Source organism: Acinetobacter bereziniae (assembly GCF_016576965.1).
GTDB lineage: Bacteria > Pseudomonadota > Gammaproteobacteria > Pseudomonadales > Moraxellaceae > Acinetobacter > Acinetobacter bereziniae.
The window spans coordinates 223,371-240,150 of the sequence record NZ_CP066119.1; the positions used below are offsets into that span (position 1 = coordinate 223,371).

The 16,780-nt window shown below is 38.2% G+C and carries 12 protein-coding genes; 8 read left to right on the plus strand and 4 right to left on the minus strand.

What is annotated here, in order from left to right:
• Positions 1–193 precede the first annotated feature (193 nt).
• Both I9192_RS01045 and I9192_RS01050 read left to right on the plus strand, forming a co-directional pair.
• Positions 194–871 carry an ion channel gene (locus tag I9192_RS01045; protein ID WP_046759753.1) on the plus strand — a complete coding sequence of 226 codons (678 nt, stop codon included), beginning with the start codon at positions 194–196 and terminating at the stop codon, positions 869–871.
• Positions 872–1,040: 169 nt separating this feature from the next.
• Complete coding sequence (locus I9192_RS01050) at positions 1,041–3,008, plus strand: BCCT family transporter (protein ID WP_004825635.1); 1,968 nt, start codon at positions 1,041–1,043, stop codon at positions 3,006–3,008.
• Between the two features lie 69 nt (positions 3,009–3,077).
• On the opposite strand, the gene omp33-36 is transcribed toward I9192_RS01050, so the two are convergent.
• Complete coding sequence (omp33-36, locus tag I9192_RS01055) at positions 3,078–3,962, minus strand: porin Omp33-36 (RefSeq protein ID WP_139419256.1); 885 nt, start codon at positions 3,960–3,962, stop codon at positions 3,078–3,080.
• Positions 3,963–4,866: 904 nt separating this feature from the next.
• On the opposite strand from omp33-36, the gene blaOXA reads away from it, so the two are divergent.
• Both blaOXA and I9192_RS01065 read left to right on the plus strand, forming a co-directional pair.
• Positions 4,867–5,685 (plus strand): OXA-229 family carbapenem-hydrolyzing class D beta-lactamase, encoded by an 819-nt coding sequence (gene blaOXA, locus I9192_RS01060; protein WP_227567258.1) that lies wholly within the window; start codon positions 4,867–4,869, stop codon positions 5,683–5,685.
• A gap of 281 nt (positions 5,686–5,966) precedes the next feature.
• Entirely contained in the window at positions 5,967–7,682 is a 1,716-nt protein-coding gene (locus I9192_RS01065) for a GGDEF domain-containing protein (protein WP_005034512.1), read from the plus strand.
• A gap of 15 nt (positions 7,683–7,697) precedes the next feature.
• Here I9192_RS01065 and I9192_RS01070 read toward each other — a convergent pair whose 3' ends face one another.
• Positions 7,698–8,273, minus strand: a complete 576-nt coding sequence (locus I9192_RS01070; RefSeq protein WP_005034511.1) for a hypothetical protein — start codon at positions 8,271–8,273, stop codon at positions 7,698–7,700.
• A 295-nt stretch (positions 8,274–8,568) separates the two neighbouring features.
• The gene (uvrA, locus tag I9192_RS01075; protein WP_005034507.1) at positions 8,569–11,400 is read right to left on the minus strand and encodes an excinuclease ABC subunit UvrA; all 2,832 of its coding nucleotides are present in this window, start codon (positions 11,398–11,400) and stop codon (positions 8,569–8,571) included.
• A 454-nt stretch (positions 11,401–11,854) separates the two neighbouring features.
• On the opposite strand from uvrA, the gene I9192_RS01080 reads away from it, so the two are divergent.
• On the plus strand, positions 11,855–12,622 hold the full coding sequence (locus tag I9192_RS01080; protein ID WP_058968248.1) for a hypothetical protein: 768 nt from the start codon (positions 11,855–11,857) through the stop codon (positions 12,620–12,622).
• A gap of 109 nt (positions 12,623–12,731) precedes the next feature.
• Positions 12,732–13,073, plus strand: a complete 342-nt coding sequence (locus I9192_RS01085) for a GlpM family protein (protein ID WP_005034503.1) — start codon at positions 12,732–12,734, stop codon at positions 13,071–13,073.
• A gap of 157 nt (positions 13,074–13,230) precedes the next feature.
• Here I9192_RS01085 and I9192_RS01090 read toward each other — a convergent pair whose 3' ends face one another.
• Positions 13,231–13,866 (minus strand): LOG family protein, encoded by a 636-nt coding sequence (locus tag I9192_RS01090; RefSeq protein ID WP_370469254.1) that lies wholly within the window; start codon positions 13,864–13,866, stop codon positions 13,231–13,233.
• Positions 13,867–14,302: 436 nt separating this feature from the next.
• Here I9192_RS01090 and I9192_RS01095 point away from each other — a divergent pair, with 436 nt between their 5' ends.
• Positions 14,303–15,883 carry a TerC family protein gene (locus I9192_RS01095; RefSeq protein ID WP_004825615.1) on the plus strand — a complete coding sequence of 527 codons (1,581 nt, stop codon included), beginning with the start codon at positions 14,303–14,305 and terminating at the stop codon, positions 15,881–15,883.
• A gap of 393 nt (positions 15,884–16,276) precedes the next feature.
• On the plus strand, positions 16,277–16,744 hold the full coding sequence (locus I9192_RS01100) for a YchJ family protein (protein ID WP_151750949.1): 468 nt from the start codon (positions 16,277–16,279) through the stop codon (positions 16,742–16,744).
• The last annotated feature ends 36 nt before the right edge of the window (positions 16,745–16,780 follow it).

The window sequence follows — 16,780 nt, forward strand, 5'->3', positions numbered from 1 at the left end:
CTTTTATAACAGGATTAAGTGCTTGAATAATTTAGAGTAGAAATAAAGCTTGAAAAGCGCACGATTTAGCATGTTATAAATAAGATGAATTATCTCAATTTATAGATTGAACAATAAGGTAAAATTTAAACAATTTATCAAATTGAATGAATATGTTAATTTGAAGTTTTAAAACAATAACCAGAAATTATTTATGCAATCAATCGTCGAATTTTGGAAAGGATTCAAGCAATTGCCTTCGGCATGGCTATTATTGGTGCAATTGCTGATTTTGGTTTTGTCTGTGTACACCAATGCCAGTAGAAGCTATCAAATTCTTACATGGCTGCTTGGGGTGTCTGCATTGTTGATCATTGCCAAGGTAATACGACAAACACCAACATTTACCGTGCTTGGGTTAAGCTTTGTGTTGGGGGCTTTTTCGTTATCTTTTTTGATGCTGATCGGTTTTCATTCAGTTACTTTGCAAATTATCGCCCATGCTTTTGAAGCAGCAGCATATTTTTGTGCTGCTTATGGACTGATCCGTTATATGTTTGCAGACCGTTACCTCACCAAAGATGAGTTATTTGCTGCTGGGGCAGTTTTTACCCTGATTGCTTGGGGCTTTGCCTTTTTATACAGTATTTGCCAATTATTGGTTCCACAAAGCTTTCAAAACCCCAATCATGTTGCGGATTATCAGACTTGGCTGGATTTATTGTTTATTAGTTTTAGTTTGCAATCTGCAACTGGATTGTCGGATTTGATCCCTGTTGCACCCGCAGCACGTGTGATTTCGATGTTGCAAATGTTTTGTGGTGTGATGTATTTTGCGCTGATCGTTTCACGTATGATTGCACTGCAATATATTGAAAATAAACCAAAATAACGTGAAAACTATCTTGTTACATTTGCTAAATTGTTGAAAATATTAATTTAAATTATAATGTGTGCTGAATCTAATCGCTGTTCTACAGGATTCGTCTTTTTTCACTATTGTGAATGCCTTTTTTGACTTTAATACGTCTGTCCTTTTAATATAAAAACCTGGGGGAAATATGCCTTCCAAAAAAATCACTTGGTTTGACAATATCAATCCAAATGTTTTCTTGAGCACTGTTGGAATAATTGCGCTGTTTTTAGCGGTGGTTATCTTTGCACCTAATGCCTTTGAACTGATGACCACGCAAATGAATAAATGGATCACGGATTCATTTAGCTGGTTCTATGTTTTGTCCGTCGCAATTTTTTTAATTTTGCTTATTTTTATTGCCTTTTCTGAGATGGGCAAAATTAAACTCGGTCCAGACCACAGTCAGCCTGAATATAGCAATGGGTCATGGTTTGCCATGCTGTTTACTGCTGGTATGGGGATCGGTTTGATGTTCTTTAGTGTGGCTGAACCAGTCATGCACTATGTCAATCCGCCTACTGGAGATCCCCAAAGTATTGACTCTGCGCAACAAGCGATGAGAATTACCTTTTTCCATTGGGGTTTACACGCTTGGGCGATCTATGCTGTGGTTGGTCTAACACTGGCTTATTTTGCTTTCCGTTATCATTTACCACTAAAAGTTCGTTCGGGCCTATATCCAATTATTGGACGTAGGATCTATGGACCTATTGGCGATGCTGTGGATACCTTTGCGACCATTGGTACGGTATTTGGTGTTGCCACGACTTTAGGTTTCGGTGTAACCCAAATTAACTCTGGCTTGAGCTATTTATTCGGCTGGGAAAGTAATATTACAACGCAAATTATATTGATCATCATCGTCAGTACACTTGCGTCACTGTCCGTATTTTTAGGCTTAGATAAAGGAATTAAAAGACTTTCTGAGCTGAATCTGGTCTTGGCTTTGCTACTTCTTGTTTTTATTTTTCTCGCCAGTTCAAGTGTTTATATTTTACAAGCCACAATTCAAAATGCTGGACAATACATCTCTAATTTATTCACCATGACCTTTAATTTATATGCCTATCAATCCAATGGTTGGATCGGTGGGTGGACCATTGTGTATTGGGCATGGTGGATTTCATGGTCACCATTTGTGGGGATGTTTATTGCCCGTGTTTCGAAAGGGCGTACCATTCGAGAGTTTATTGTTGGCGTTTTGCTGATTCCGACAGGTTTTACCCTGATCTGGATGGGCTTTATTGGTAATGCTGCATTATTCAGTATTTTGCAACAGGGGCAAGACAGTTTGATGGCTGCTGTGCAAAAAGATTCTTCAGTGGCATTGTTTGAATTCCTCGCTCATTTACCTTTCGCAGGAATCTCAAGTCTAATCGCGACGGTACTGGTGGTTCTATTTTTTGTCACCTCAGCAGATTCTGGTGCATTGGTTACCGACTATCTCACAGCAAAGTCTGATAATTCACCGACTTGGCAACGTTTGTTTTGGACCATTTTAATGGCAGTACTTTCGATCATTCTATTAATGGTGGGTGGGCTTAGTGCATTACAATCCGCGACAATGATGAGCGCATTGCCATTCACATTTATTATGCTGTTGTTATGTTGGGGCTTAGTGAAAGCACTTCGTGTGGATGTGACCAAAATGCAAGCTTTACAAGTCGCAAGAATTACTCCAAGAGCTGTACAAAACCCACGAAGTTGGCAACAACGTCTAGGCTTAATTATGCATTATCCGCATACACAAGCTGAGGTGCATGAATATATCCAATCTCATGTGATTAAAGCTTTTGAAAGTATTCGTTTTGAATTCAAACGCCGTCATTTGAATGTCGTCATCAAAGAATTGGAAGATGGTGTTCAGTTGAGTGTAGATCATCATGACGAACTAAACTTTATTTATAAAGTAATGGTGCGGGAAATGGTTGCACCCAGCTTTATGATGAATGAACAGCATCAACAAACAGATGACTTTTATCAAGCTGAAGTATTTTTAAGAGAGGGCGGTCAGAACTATGATGTGATGGAGTGGACACAGGAAGACTTGATTCAGGACATCATTGATCAATATGAACGTCACCTGCATTTTTTAAATGTACTGAGAAGCTAAGTTATTTATCTTCAAGCAATAAAAAAGGACTCGTGAGAGTCCTTTTTTACAGATTCAATTTCTAAGTTATTAGAAACGGAATTTAGCGTTTAAGCCAACAGTTTGCGTATCACCAACATAAGCGATCGCTTGACCTTTATTCGCTTCGTAGTTTGCATTTACGTAGCTTGCACCAACTGCAATCGCAGGAGTGATGAAGTAGTTTACGTTCGCGCCCCAAGCTGAATCTGGAGTACCTTCGTAGCTAGATGCTGCGTAAGAAGCACCAACGCTTAATTGTGGGTTCAAATAGAAATCAGTTTTGAATTGGTATGCAGTTGCATCACCATAGATAATGCCTGATTCAAATGCTAAAGACATGTTCGTACCGTCAATACCGCCAACGTATTTAGCACGTGCAGTGATTGCGTCTTGATCTTCACCAATTGTTGCAGCTTCAGCAGTTGCTTTAGCAACACCATTACCCATTACATTGAATGCATCTAAAGCAACTTGGTCAGCAACGTTGGTATAACCAACAGCAACTAAGAAGTTTTGAGTAGGTAAAGCACCTAATTCTAAAGCAAAACGGTCGCCTTGATCGTTAGATAAGCCGTGTTTGCCATCAAGAATTGTGTGGCTATAAGATACGCTTGCATAAGCAGGAACATATGGTGTTGGAACATAAGCTTCAGCTTTAGCGCCATAGTTGTGTGCAGTTACGCCAGCATCTAATTCGCCATAGTTGTACGCTAAAGATACGTTAGAAGCTTGGTTTAAGAACGCTGCTTCAGCCAAAGGACCTTTAGAAGAGTCAACATTTTTGAAGTAGAAAGTACCTTGAAGACCACCAGTGAAGTCTTTGTCATTTTCAGTTGTATCGATATACTCTGATTGACCTTGAACTTCAAATTGGTATGCTTGTGCGCCGGTCATGGCTAATAATAGAGCAGTGGCTAAACCGAGTTTTTTCATAATCTTTTCCAATAGGAGAAATTGGTGAAACACACGGCATTGTATTGTAACAAGATATTAAGTCAATGATGTTTAAGACGTATGTTTACAAAGCAGATACATGAAAAAAACACTGTTTAAAAAACGAACATTTGTTTAACTTCGAGTCAACCTTAGAAAAAGTTTAATCAGAACAAGTAAATAAAACTAAAGAGCAGTAATATTTATTAAAAAAAGGATGGCAAAATACGAATTTTATTGATTTGTTTTTTCTATTGTATTCTGTTGTTAATTTGTATTTTCGATGGTTTTTTTGCAATCTATGTCAAGAAAATGTCATTAAAATCTGCTTAGCTGGCATAAAATATGTGATTCAATATTCATTTTATTTAATAAAGTGTTGATCGTGGCGCAATTATTAGTAAAAACGATAATATTTCTATATCCGATCAATTTAATAGGTTTTACAAAGTGTGATGGATTTTAGATAATAAGTCTATAAAGTTCATTGCTAATCAATGAGTTTTTTTAAATTCGCAGTTTATATGCCCAGCTTTCCCCAAGGTTGGGCTTTTTTTTGTTTAAAAATCAATAAATTTTCATCAAATCAGGTAGGGGGAGAAATTTTGCACCAATATAGTGCTAAAGTTAACCTTTTAGGATAGAGTTGGCATGATTTTTGCCAAAAAAAATCCCAATTTTCAAAGAAAACTGGGATTTTTCGCCAAAATCTGGAGCAAAGCTAAAGTTTCTGCTGAGGAAAACCTAATTATTGCCCTAATGAGGTGCATTATGCACCAATATATTGCACATGTAAATATTTTCTTACATTCTTGGCACAATATATTTTTCCATGATCTCTACGATTTCAATTTTTCAGCATGTTAGAGTGGTATTTAAGGTCACCAATATCATGAAGTTTAAAATGAAAGGTTTATTTTGTATCATCCTCAGTAGTTTGGCATTTTCAGGTTGTGTTTATGATTCAAAACTACAACGCCCAGTCATATCAGAGCGAGAAACTGAGATTCCTTTATTATTTAATCAAGCACAGACTCAAGCTGTGTTTGTTACTTATGATGGGATTCATCTAAAAAGTTATGGTAATGATCTAAGCCGAGCAAAGACTGAATATATTCCTGCATCTACATTTAAGATGTTGAATGCTTTAATTGGCTTGCAAAATGCAAAAGCAACCAATACTGAAGTATTTCATTGGAATGGTGAAAAGCGCGCTTTTTCAGCATGGGAAAAAGATATGACTTTGGCAGAAGCGATGCAGGCTTCAGCTGTTCCTGTATATCAAGAGCTTGCTCGACGTATTGGCTTGGAATTGATGCGTGAAGAAGTGAAGCGTGTAGGTTTTGGCAATGCGGAGATTGGTCAGCAAGTCGATAATTTTTGGTTGGTGGGTCCTTTAAAAATCTCCCCTGAACAAGAAGTTCAATTTGCCTATCAACTGGCAATGAAGCAATTGCCTTTTGATTCAAATGTACAGCAACAAGTCAAAGATATGCTTTATATCGAGAGACGTGGTGACAGTAAACTGTATGCTAAAAGTGGTTGGGGAATGGATGTTGAACCTCAAGTGGGTTGGTATACGGGATGGGTTGAACAACCCAATGGCAAGGTGACTGCATTTGCGTTAAATATGAACATGCAAGCAGGTAATGATCCAGCTGAACGTAAACAATTAACCTTAAGTATTTTGGACAAATTGGGTCTATTTTTTTATTTAAGATAAATGCATGAGTTAAAAAAATGCCCAGTTTATTGGGGGTAACTGGGCATTGAAAAGGGTATATTTTCAAAATGTGATAATTCATTTGATTTTTATATTTTAAGAATAATCTATTTATATGTAAAATGTTAATTTTCAATATCACTTATCTGTAAAAGCGATAGTATAGTGAATGCAATAAACAGACTGAAGTTTAAATACTTGGGTAGAATTGATTCAGATACCCTATAATATAGCCAAATTTTTTAGATTCATTCGACATTACTTCCCATAGGGTCATGACGATGGTGCAGGAACTCCGATCAGAACAAATAAGCACCCGTTTGCTTATCCTTATGTCAGTCATTATTTTGTCCGTTTTATTGATCGCTGTTCCTCAAATTATCAGTAATTATCAAGAATATGTTCGTTCAAAGAGAATTTTAGTCGATATTCAAACCTTACAAATTTTTGCAGAAACATCAAATAAAATATCACGAGAAAGGGCACCAACGAATAAGGCAATGTCGAGCTCAACCCAAGATTTGTCTGAAAATATGAAAGCCTTGCAAGATTATCGTAAGGGGGTGGATCGGCAAATTGATCTAACTGTCGAATCTTTAAGGCAGACAGGCTTCAATGCTTTAGCGGATCAGGTGGATGTACAGTTAAGACATGATTTAGCTGTCGCACGGGGGAAGGTCGATGCTTATTTGGCATTGCCTGCAAAAGAACGTACTTCTGTTCAAATGGATCAAGCAATTCAGGGGATGTTTGCTGCATGGGATAGCTGTAGAGCCATGTTACAGCGCTTAATCAATGACTCAAAAAAAATAAATAGTGATGTGACGGACTATGCATCTATCGTATTGATCTTGGCGGATTTACGAGATCAATCGGGGCGTGTGGCTTCCAATATTATGGCACCACTGAGTTTTTCAGAGCCTATTCCTGAATATAACAAAGCGCGCTCACTACAGACTCAAGAGCAAGTAAAATACTTATGGCGTTTGATGGATACCATGCAAATGGAAAATTTAAAAACGCCAGCATATCTACATTTATACGCTCAAGTAAAAAGCCAATTTATTGATCAAGGATTACCGACTGTTAATCGTTTAATTGAGGAAAGTTCACATCAGCAAGCTTATTTTTTAACAGCCAATCAGTTGACTGATGTTTTGGTTGGGAAATTCAATTCAGTGATCGACTTACAAAAGTATTTATTGGAAACACATGCGTTGAGTGCTCAAGCACAATTGGAGTCGGAGCAACGTCAGTTTTTGATCACATTATTTATCTCGCTTTTGTCATTGGCTGTGGCGATTTTTACCATGTTATATACTAGGAAAAAACTCTTTGAGCCTTTGATTTATGCTAGAAATATGATTTTAGAGTTATCACAAGTTCAAGAGCGTGACTATATGGGCGCTGTTTCTACCGCTCCTAGTAAAGAAGTGCACACATTGAAAGATGCCATTGATAAATTAAAAGAAATGTTAAAACAGCGTGATGCTTTTGAATTTCAATTACAGAACAGTGCCAATACGGACATTTTAACCGGAGTTTCGAATCGTTTGGCATTAGAAGATTATTTAAAAAATATTGCCACTCAAACAGAACGTTTTGAAAAACTCACACTAATCATGGTGGATATTGATAATTTTAAATATGTGAATGATCAATTTGGGCATATCCTAGGCGATTCTGTCATTGTGGAAATTGCCCAGTGTCTAAAAGCCAATATTGCCCAGTCAAATTTGATTGTACGTTTTGGTGGCGATGAGTTTTTGATTTTAATTGATCAAGTCGAGTGGGATTGGGCGTTGCAAATTGCTGAAAGTATTTTGGCAGATGTTTCCCAGTTGAAATTTAATCATACACCTTCAACAGATCACTTGAATGTTTCCGTAAGTATTGGCGTAGCAACAGGGGCAAAGAATTGGGAAGATTTATTCGCGCAAGCGGATGCATCTTTATTTAAAGCAAAGGCACAAGGTCGCAATAAAGTCGTGGGATAGTTCATTCAAACACGGTTATTTGAGATTCACTTTTTTTAATTCCCGATATAACTGATCCAGAAATTGCTGTTGTTCAGTATCATGTTTAAAGTAGCGTTGATAAAGCACACTACAATTTTCTACATCAGCTATATTATTCAGATTAAATGACCAATCGTTATTATTTTTAATTGTAATTCCAAGATGGTCATTACAACTTTTCCATAATTTTGAAAATCTCGTGCTTTGACTCGGTGATAACTTTTCGAATTCTGCATGAACACTATAACCGCGCATTTGTGAATTGAAAAATTTCTCGATCATACTGACGGGTACGCCACCCCATATGATGTTTTGTCCACTTGGCATCAAAATGGATTGTAGTTTATTTTCATTCATGAGTTGATTTTGTTTGCCTGTCTTAAAACTTTGTTTCTCATAGGTCAGTATAGTCCCTGCCGGTACATTTATTTTTTTAATGATCATGGGTTGTGTAGTGACGAAATATGGATAGTTGGGGCGACCATTTCCACCAGCTGGATTCATATTGCCGATACAGCCGCTGAGTAAAGCAATACTGGGGATCAAAAAGCATGGGTAAAGAAACTTCATATGATGAATATCCTGTGCTATGGATTGATCTTGCCTTGTATAAATTGGAAATGCAAAATTTTTACAGTTAAAAGACAGAGTAATGAGCCAAGATATAGATCAGAAAACCTGACATATAAGCTAATAATTGACGGATAGATGGGTAAAAGACAAATATCAAAGTGGATAAAAAATATCAGTTATATATGTTAATTTTAATTATAAAGACTTAGAGTCCTCTATGCCCCTTTAACGACGAGCATAGAGACGTGAGCCCTCTCTAAAACAAGAGAGGGCAGAAATGCAATAAATCGCCTTACTTCAACAACGGTTTTAGGAATTTCGCTGTATGTGAAACTTTCGATTTAACCACATCTTCTGGTGTGCCTTCAGCAATAATTTGACCACCACCTGAACCACCTTCAGGACCTAAGTCAATTACCCAGTCCGCAGTTTTAATCACATCCAGATTATGCTCAATCACCACAATCGTATTGCCCTTATTGCGAAGCTCATGCAGGATGTCTAAAAGCTTGGCAATATCGTGGAAGTGTAAGCCCGTCGTTGGTTCGTCAAGGACATATAAGGTTTTGCCTGTATCTCTCTTTGCCAATTCACGTGCCAATTTAACACGTTGTGCTTCACCACCAGACAAAGTGGTTGCTGACTGACCTAAACGAATATAGCCTAAACCCACTTGGTTTAAGGTTTCTAATCGACGGTGAATGACAGGAATTGCATCAAAGAAATGCATGGCATCTTCAACCGTCATTTCCAACACATCAGAAATATTTTTACCTTTATAGCCGACTTCCAAAGTTTCACGGTTATAACGTTGACCATGGCAGGCATCACAAGGCACGTACATATCAGGCAAGAAATGCATCGCCACTTTGATCATGCCATCACCTTCACAGGCTTCGCAACGACCACCTTTGACGTTGAAAGAGAAACGACCTGCGGCATAACCACGTGCTTTCGCTTCAGGTGTTTGAGCAAATAATTCACGAATCGGGGTGAATAAACCTGTATAGGTTGCAGGATTGGAGCGTGGTGTACGTCCAATCGGGCTTTGGTCAATATCGACCACTTTATCAAGGAATTGCAAGCCATCAATCGAGTCGAACTTTTCCGCCGTTAAGGTGGTTGCACCATTGAGTTGAGTTGCAGCCAAAGGCAATAGCGTACGGTTGATCAGTGTTGATTTTCCTGAACCAGAAACCCCTGTCACACAGGTCATCACACCCAAAGGTATGCTCAGATCAACATTTTTAAGGTTATGACCTGCTGCGCCCATCAGTTTAATTTGCTCATCAGGTTTTGGCGGTGTTACACGCTGTTTAGGCACTGCGATTTTTAATTTTCCAGATAAGTATTTACCAGTTAAAGAATCTTCATTGCTTGCCAATTCTTCATAAGTACCTTCTGCAATGACATGGCCGCCATGGATACCAGCGCCAGGACCAATATCAATAATATGGTCAGCGGCACGAATGGCATCTTCATCATGTTCAACCACCAATACCGTATTGCCAAGATCACGCAATCGTACCAATGTTTCAAGTAAACGGTCATTATCACGTTGATGTAAACCGATAGATGGTTCATCTAAAACATACATCACGCCCATTAAGCCTGCACCGATTTGCGAAGCAAGGCGAATACGCTGTGCTTCACCTCCTGAAAGGGTTTCAGCCGAACGTGAAAGGCTTAAATAATTTAAACCAACGGAAACAAGGAAATGCAAACGCTCACGAATTTCTTTAAAAATCTTATCGGCAATTTCACCTTTGGCACCTTCAAGATTTAAATCTTGATAGTAGCTTTCAGCATCACCAATCGACATTTTAGTTATTTGAGCAATGGTTTTATCTTTTACCCGAACATGACGGGAAATTTCATTTAAGCGTGAGCCACCACAAGCATCACAAGCGGCATTTGATAAATATTGTGCCAAATCATCGCGAACATAATTCGATTCAGTTTCACGATAGCGGCGTTCTAAATGGGGCAAAATACCTTCGAAAGGTTGTACTCGATTGTGCTTACGACCACGTTCATCGATATAGCTTAAATCAACTTTTTCCTTGCCTGTTCCATACAGAAATTTCTTTTTGGTTTCTGCATCCAGCTCATTCCATGGTGTATCTAATGAAAAACCGAAATGATCTGCAACTTTTTGAATCATGCTGTAGTAGTAAGGGCGTTGTCTGTCCCAACCACGTATCGCCCCTTGGCTAATAGATACATCAGGGCTAGGGATTAATTTTTCAGCGCTAAAGTGGCTTCGCGTACCCAAACCATCACAGACAGGGCAGGCACCGAAAGGATTGTTGAACGAAAACAGACGGGGTTCAAGTTCGGCTACTGCACGATCACATTCAGGGCATGAGTGCTTTGCAGAAAACACACGATCAGGCTGCTCACCGCTCATCCACGATAGAACTGCAATATCACCACCTAGACGTAGTGCTGTTTCAAAGCTTTCTGCAATACGGTTCCCTAAATCGTCACGTACTTTAAAGCGATCAACAACCACTTCGATGGTATGTTTTTTCTTTTTATCCAGCTCTGGCGGAGTATCGATATCAATCACTTCACCATCAACACGCGCACGGACAAAACCTTGACTTTGTAATTGTTCAAACAGATTGGTGTATTCACCTTTACGCTCACGAACCACAGGTGCAAGTAGCATTAACGCTGTACCTTCTTCTAGAGCTTTAACTGCATCTACCATTTCAGAAACAGTTTGTGCAACCATGGGTAAGTCATGTTCAGGGCAATAGGGTGTACCTACACGTGCATAGAGTAGACGTAGATAGTCATAAATCTCAGTGATGGTTCCGACTGTTGAACGAGGGTTATGGCTGGTCGACTTTTGTTCGATGGCAATCGCAGGGCTTAAACCTTCAATTGAGTCGACTTCTGGTTTTTCCATTTGTGAGAGGAATTGACGTGCATAGGCAGAGAGGGATTCAACATAACGACGTTGACCTTCAGCATATAAAGTATCAAAAGCCAGTGATGATTTTCCTGAGCCTGAAAGTCCCGTGATCACCACAAACTTGTCACGTGGAATATCGAGTGACACATTTTTTAAATTATGGGTACGTGCGCCTCGAATACGGATATGACTTTGACTCATAAAACTTTCTCGAAATTATGCGAATTAAAGTGCTATATGATAGCGATTTAATTTTGTTCAAGCTGTAAAAAATAGTTTTTAAGCGACAAATTGTGTCATCTAACTGACCATTTTTTAAAAGCTACCACAATCAATGTTTTACATAAAATAATAAGATTCATAGCATTAGACTGATTGTGATTTATTTTATTGGTCTAATTTTTATACGTTCAATATGACAATATAATTTATTTAAAATGAAATGCTTATGAAATAACCAGTTTCATATATCAAAAGTTGAGTCTGTATTTTTTACCCAACGGATTGGTTTGTTTTGAGTGTCTGGTTATGACTACTGAATGAGATGAAAAACCATTTATCTAGAAAAACAGATTGTAAGACAACTATTCTGCGATTGGTTATTATTTTTACTGTAACATATGTGATGTGCATCGCATTTACAGGGGGCTTAAAAATGAATATACACAAACTTATATGTGTTCTTTGTTTGGTATTTTCGTGCAATGTTTTTGCAGAAGATGCTACGCCAGTCCTGTTTGACCAAGTTTTACAGCTTAAACCAAATCAATTGTATGAAGTGGAATTAGAAGATGTTCAACCTGGTGATCAGATTTGGACAGCTGTATATTTAGTCGGACGTCAAAACTTCCCTGGATTGACGTCAAAAGCAGATTTTATACTTGAAAATCAAGGCTTATTAAATAAAGCGAAGCCAAGCGAACATTCCACACAGCAAACCTTGATTGCAGAGCAACTTACACAAACCAATCAGTATTCATTTCATCAATTTAAAGCGTTAACCGCTTTGTTGGATGAAAACGCTGTTCAACTCATTCAAGATCCCAAATTAGAAAAAACCGACACCATTCGTATCTACAGCCAGCTGAATGATTGGATTCCTGAATACAATACTTATGAACCGATAAAGGTTAAATTTGGCATTCAAAATGCAGTGGATTTTGATGTTGTTGCTGCCTATGTTTTAGTTGGCAAAGGTGAAAAACCAGCTGCGCTGACTGAATTAAACTTTAAAAATATCAAACCCTCTTATCTGACGACAAGTATCCCACCTGTACAAGCAGATTTTAGCCAAACAGAGACCAACAAATCTGAATACCATTTAAGCCGAAGTGAAATTAAATTCATTTTTTTCCTCGGTGCGTTAGCGGCAATGGCTTTTTTTGCTTTTATTCATCGTGGCAAATTGAAACGTGCATTCTAATTCAACATTGTTTTGATTTTGGATGAAATAAGCTGATTTTTTAGATTTCAAAAGGATAATGTTGGCGTAAACTCTTGCTCAGATCTGATGTTTGTTTGAGTGGTATTCAATGTTGTCTTTATTTTTGAAATGCAGTATCGGTGCAGCAGTAGTTTTACTGATTTCAATTCTTTCAAAAAGTAAGACATTTTATATTGCGGGCTTGGTTCCACTGTTTCCGACCTTTGCACTGATCGCACATGTAATCGTAGCTCAAGAAAAAGGTGCCGAAGCGTTAAAACAAACCGCTTTATTCGGAATATGGTCACTCGTTCCTTATTTTATTTATTTGTTGGTGGTTTATTTATTGGCAACAAAACTTTCAATGTGGTCTTGTTTTGGCGTTGCGACATTGTGTTGGATTGTAGCTGCTGCAGGTTTAATTTATGGATGGCAAATATTCCACCAATGATATAGTCGTTTTAGTCCTGCTTTGAAGTAATTGCATCTGTATTCAATGTTATTGATCTAATTTGAATAGATTGATCAAAAGTTGAACCCTATCAGACTGAATAAGATGAGTTTTTGAAAATTCATCTTATTCATTCCATCGATTGACGATATAAAGCTTAGACGACGAATTGTTTAGGCGCTTCTAAGTTTTTAATTGCATTATAGATTTGATCAGCATGGTTACACACAATCAGTTTGGCACGATGTTGTGGTGGTAAAAAGCCTTCAACAACAGCATGATCTAACTGGGCAATCAAATGGTCATAAAATCCATTCACGTTATATAACATCATGGGTTTTTGATGTTGATTGAGTTGTCCCCATGTGGCGACTTCTAAGATTTCTTCAAAGGTTCCAAAACCACCTGGAAGAGCAACAAAGGCACTGGCACGATCTGCCATCATGGCTTTTCGTTCATGCATACTTTGTACAATGTGTAGTTCAGTCAGTTGATTATGTGCAATTTCATAATCCAGCATAAATTCAGGGATCACGCCTACCACATCACCACCATGTTCAGTCACGGTATCTGCAACTTGTCTCATCAAACCAATACTGGCTCCACCATAGACAATGCCAAAACCATGTTCGGCTATGCCTTGAGCCAATTGAATTGCTTTTTCTCTATAAGTCGGATTATTTCCAGGTCGGGAGCCACAATACAGTGCAATTAAACATTGAGTTGCTTTAGGAGTTTGCTGATCTAATTCTAACGATTCATTTATCATTACAGGCAATACACTATTCATCATTTATTTTTTCACCTTAACTTATCATGTTCTTATGTATTTCGACTACCTTAAGCAAGAAATATGACAAAAACATGTTGCGTTATAGGCACTTTTGCAATGATTTGTATCGTTAAGGGTTGCTATTGAGGTGAGAGTGAGCAAATCATGAAAATGAGCGATCTCCGGCGTTACGACAATATAGTGAGTTACGATTTATGCGCTAAGCAAATAAAATCCCATACAAATAAGATGAAATTTTTATCAAAACTGCCTATAATTAAAGCCTGTTTATCAACAAATGAATCATCATGGGTAGTGGTTGTAGTCGCTCCGAAAATGCACAATCTTTAGACAAAAAAATATTTCAAAATAAACTAAAGTTTTCTTCTCTGTTTCGAAATTTACAGTTCTCAAATGCTGAAAATATCAATTGCGCAACTGCAATGGAGCAAGATCAATGATACTTGAATGGATGTCCGATCCTTCGGCGTGGGTTGGTCTGGCGACTTTGGTTGTTTTGGAAATAGTTCTAGGTATTGATAACCTTGTTTTTATTGCAATTTTGGCAGAAAAACTTCCTCCAGAGCAACGTAATAAAGCACGGATTTTAGGCTTGTTGCTTGCGCTGTGTATGCGTATGGTTTTACTGGCATCCATTGCTTGGGTGGTTACGCTCACCGCACCTTTATTTCATATTTTCGACCACCCTTTCTCTGGTCGTGACCTTATCCTGTTGTTTGGTGGGGTATTCCTGCTTTTTAAAGGCACAATGGAACTGCATGAACGCCTTGAAGGTGGACAGGATTTAAAAGAAGAAAATCCAGTCCATGCGGCTTTTTGGATGGTGATTGTTCAGATTGTCATTCTTGATGCTGTATTCTCCCTAGACAGTGTGATTACTGCGGTAGGTATGGTGAAAGAGCTTTCAGTGATGATGATTGCTGTGGTGATCGCCGTCGGGATTATGCTGTGGGCATCTAAACCTTTGATGGACTTTGTCAACAAACATCCGACTGTCGTGATTTTATGTCTAGGCTTCTTGATGATGATTGGTTTTTCATTGATTGTTGAGGGCTTTGGATACCATATTCCGAAAGGTTATTTATATGCTGCCATTGGTTTCTCGGTATTGATTGAGTTCATGAACCAAACCATGCGTAAGAACCAAGAAAAGATGGTCACAACCACAGATTTGCGTTTCCGTACGGCTTCAGCAGTGTTGAAAATGTTAGGGGGCAAAAATGCAGAAAGTCAAAATGGTAAAGCCGATGATGTGATTGCAACACAAGCTTTAGCAGATGAAATCTTTGATGATGAAAATGGGGCATACCATAGTGTCATGGTACAAGGTGTATTGGGTTTATCTGAGCGCCCAGTGAAATCAGTCATGACGCCACGACCAGAATTAGAATGGTTGGACTTGGATGAAGACGAAGCCACCATCAAAGAAAATTTAATGGCAATGTCTCACTCAAGACTGATCTTGGCGCATGGTGAATTAGACAATATCGCAGGTATTGTGCTCACGCATAAAGTGCTCAATGATTATATTGAAACGGGTATTTTGAATTTTGACAAACACTTACGTGAACCTGTCATTGTTCATGAAAATGCACAAGTGTTGATGGTGATGGAGCAACTACGTCAAGCACCTTTGCAAATGGCGATTGTCCTCAATGAATATGGTTCAATCGAGGGAATTGCCACGCCTATTGATGTACTTGAGGCGATTGCAGGTGAATTCCCTGATGAAGATGAGTTGGAAGCTGCTGCTGAAAGCTTGGAAGATGGTTCATTGATGTTGGAAGGTTCAACCGATATTCGCCATGTTTCATTGCTGTTAGGTCGAGACTTGGTAGATGAGTCAGAGCAATATTCAACACTTTCGGGTTATATCTTGTTCCATCTTGGTCGCTTACCTGAAAATGGTCAGAAGTTACAAGCAGATGGTTATGAGTTTGAAGTGGTCACGATGGATGGGCATAAGATTGAAAAAGTTCATATTGTGGCATTGTCGCCATCTAAAGACTCAGAATAAACCTTAATATTGAAAGCAAGGATATTGAAAACAAGCCAGTTGAAAAACTGGCTTATTTTTTTGTTCAGATGATCGGAATAAGCTGTAGCGTAGCCAATGGCGACATTCATGTTGCTTTAGGATAGAGAGATCTTCCACGGTTTATTTAAAAGAGCAAAACAAATAAAGCATCAAACAGTCACTAAAAATTCGTATAAAAGGTTTAAAGTCGAGTTGGAGTAAATCATTCAAAGTAAATGACTTATATGAATAATCTGGTGGTATGACTTGAGTATTCTTGAAAACTTGCATCATTTAAATCAGCTGTTTTTATAACGCTATATTTTTGTGAAAAGTTTCGATTTTAAGTAGGGTTGCATTATCATTTAAGCCTATTCAGATTTTGAGTTTTCTATGTCCAATCTATCCTGTCCCTGTGGTTCGGCGCAATATAGTCAATGTTGTCAGCCACTACATTTGGGGCAAAAAAAAGCCCAGACAGCTGAGCAATTAATGAAATCTCGCTATAGCGCATTTGCCAAACAAGAGATTGCATATATTGTGGCAACCACTGCATTGGGGCAGCAGCAAGCATTGGATGTACAGGCGATTGCGGCATGGAGTAAGTCTAATCAGTGGCTCAAATTAGAGGTAGTTCAAGCCAAAGAAAAGCTGGATAAAAATCATGCTCAGGTTGAGTTTAAAGCACATTTTCATGATGGTCAGCAAACGCAGATTCATCATGAAGTTTCACATTTTGTCTATCATGTAGGTCAGTGGTATTTTTTAGATCCAACCACAGATCAGCAAGTTACAATGAAACAGCCTTGTGTTTGCGGATCAACAAAAAAATTTAAGCAATGTTGTGCGCAATTCTTGTAGCTTTTAGCTCGTTTTGACTTAAAATAGCGCGCATCT

Bases quoted from the DNA above. Each gene is read 5' to 3' on its own strand.
- I9192_RS01045 (WP_046759753.1), top strand. From the start codon at position 194: ATGCAATCAATCGTCGAATTTTGGAAAGGATTCAAGCAATTGCCTTCG.
- blaOXA (WP_227567258.1), top strand. From the start codon at position 4,867: ATGAAAGGTTTATTTTGTATCATCCTCAGTAGTTTGGCATTTTCAGGT.
- I9192_RS01065 (WP_005034512.1), top strand. From the start codon at position 5,967: ATGGTGCAGGAACTCCGATCAGAACAAATAAGCACCCGTTTGCTTATC.
- I9192_RS01085 (WP_005034503.1), top strand. From the start codon at position 12,732: ATGTTGTCTTTATTTTTGAAATGCAGTATCGGTGCAGCAGTAGTTTTA.
- uvrA (WP_005034507.1), bottom strand. From the start codon at position 11,400: ATGAGTCAAAGTCATATCCGTATTCGAGGCGCACGTACCCATAATTTA.
- I9192_RS01070 (WP_005034511.1), bottom strand. From the start codon at position 8,273: ATGAAGTTTCTTTACCCATGCTTTTTGATCCCCAGTATTGCTTTACTC.
- I9192_RS01090 (WP_370469254.1), bottom strand. From the start codon at position 13,866: ATGATGAATAGTGTATTGCCTGTAATGATAAATGAATCGTTAGAATTA.
- I9192_RS01050 (WP_004825635.1), top strand. From the start codon at position 1,041: ATGCCTTCCAAAAAAATCACTTGGTTTGACAATATCAATCCAAATGTT.
- I9192_RS01080 (WP_058968248.1), top strand. From the start codon at position 11,855: ATGAATATACACAAACTTATATGTGTTCTTTGTTTGGTATTTTCGTGC.
- I9192_RS01095 (WP_004825615.1), top strand. From the start codon at position 14,303: ATGATACTTGAATGGATGTCCGATCCTTCGGCGTGGGTTGGTCTGGCG.
- I9192_RS01100 (WP_151750949.1), top strand. From the start codon at position 16,277: ATGTCCAATCTATCCTGTCCCTGTGGTTCGGCGCAATATAGTCAATGT.
- omp33-36 (WP_139419256.1), bottom strand. From the start codon at position 3,962: ATGAAAAAACTCGGTTTAGCCACTGCTCTATTATTAGCCATGACCGGC.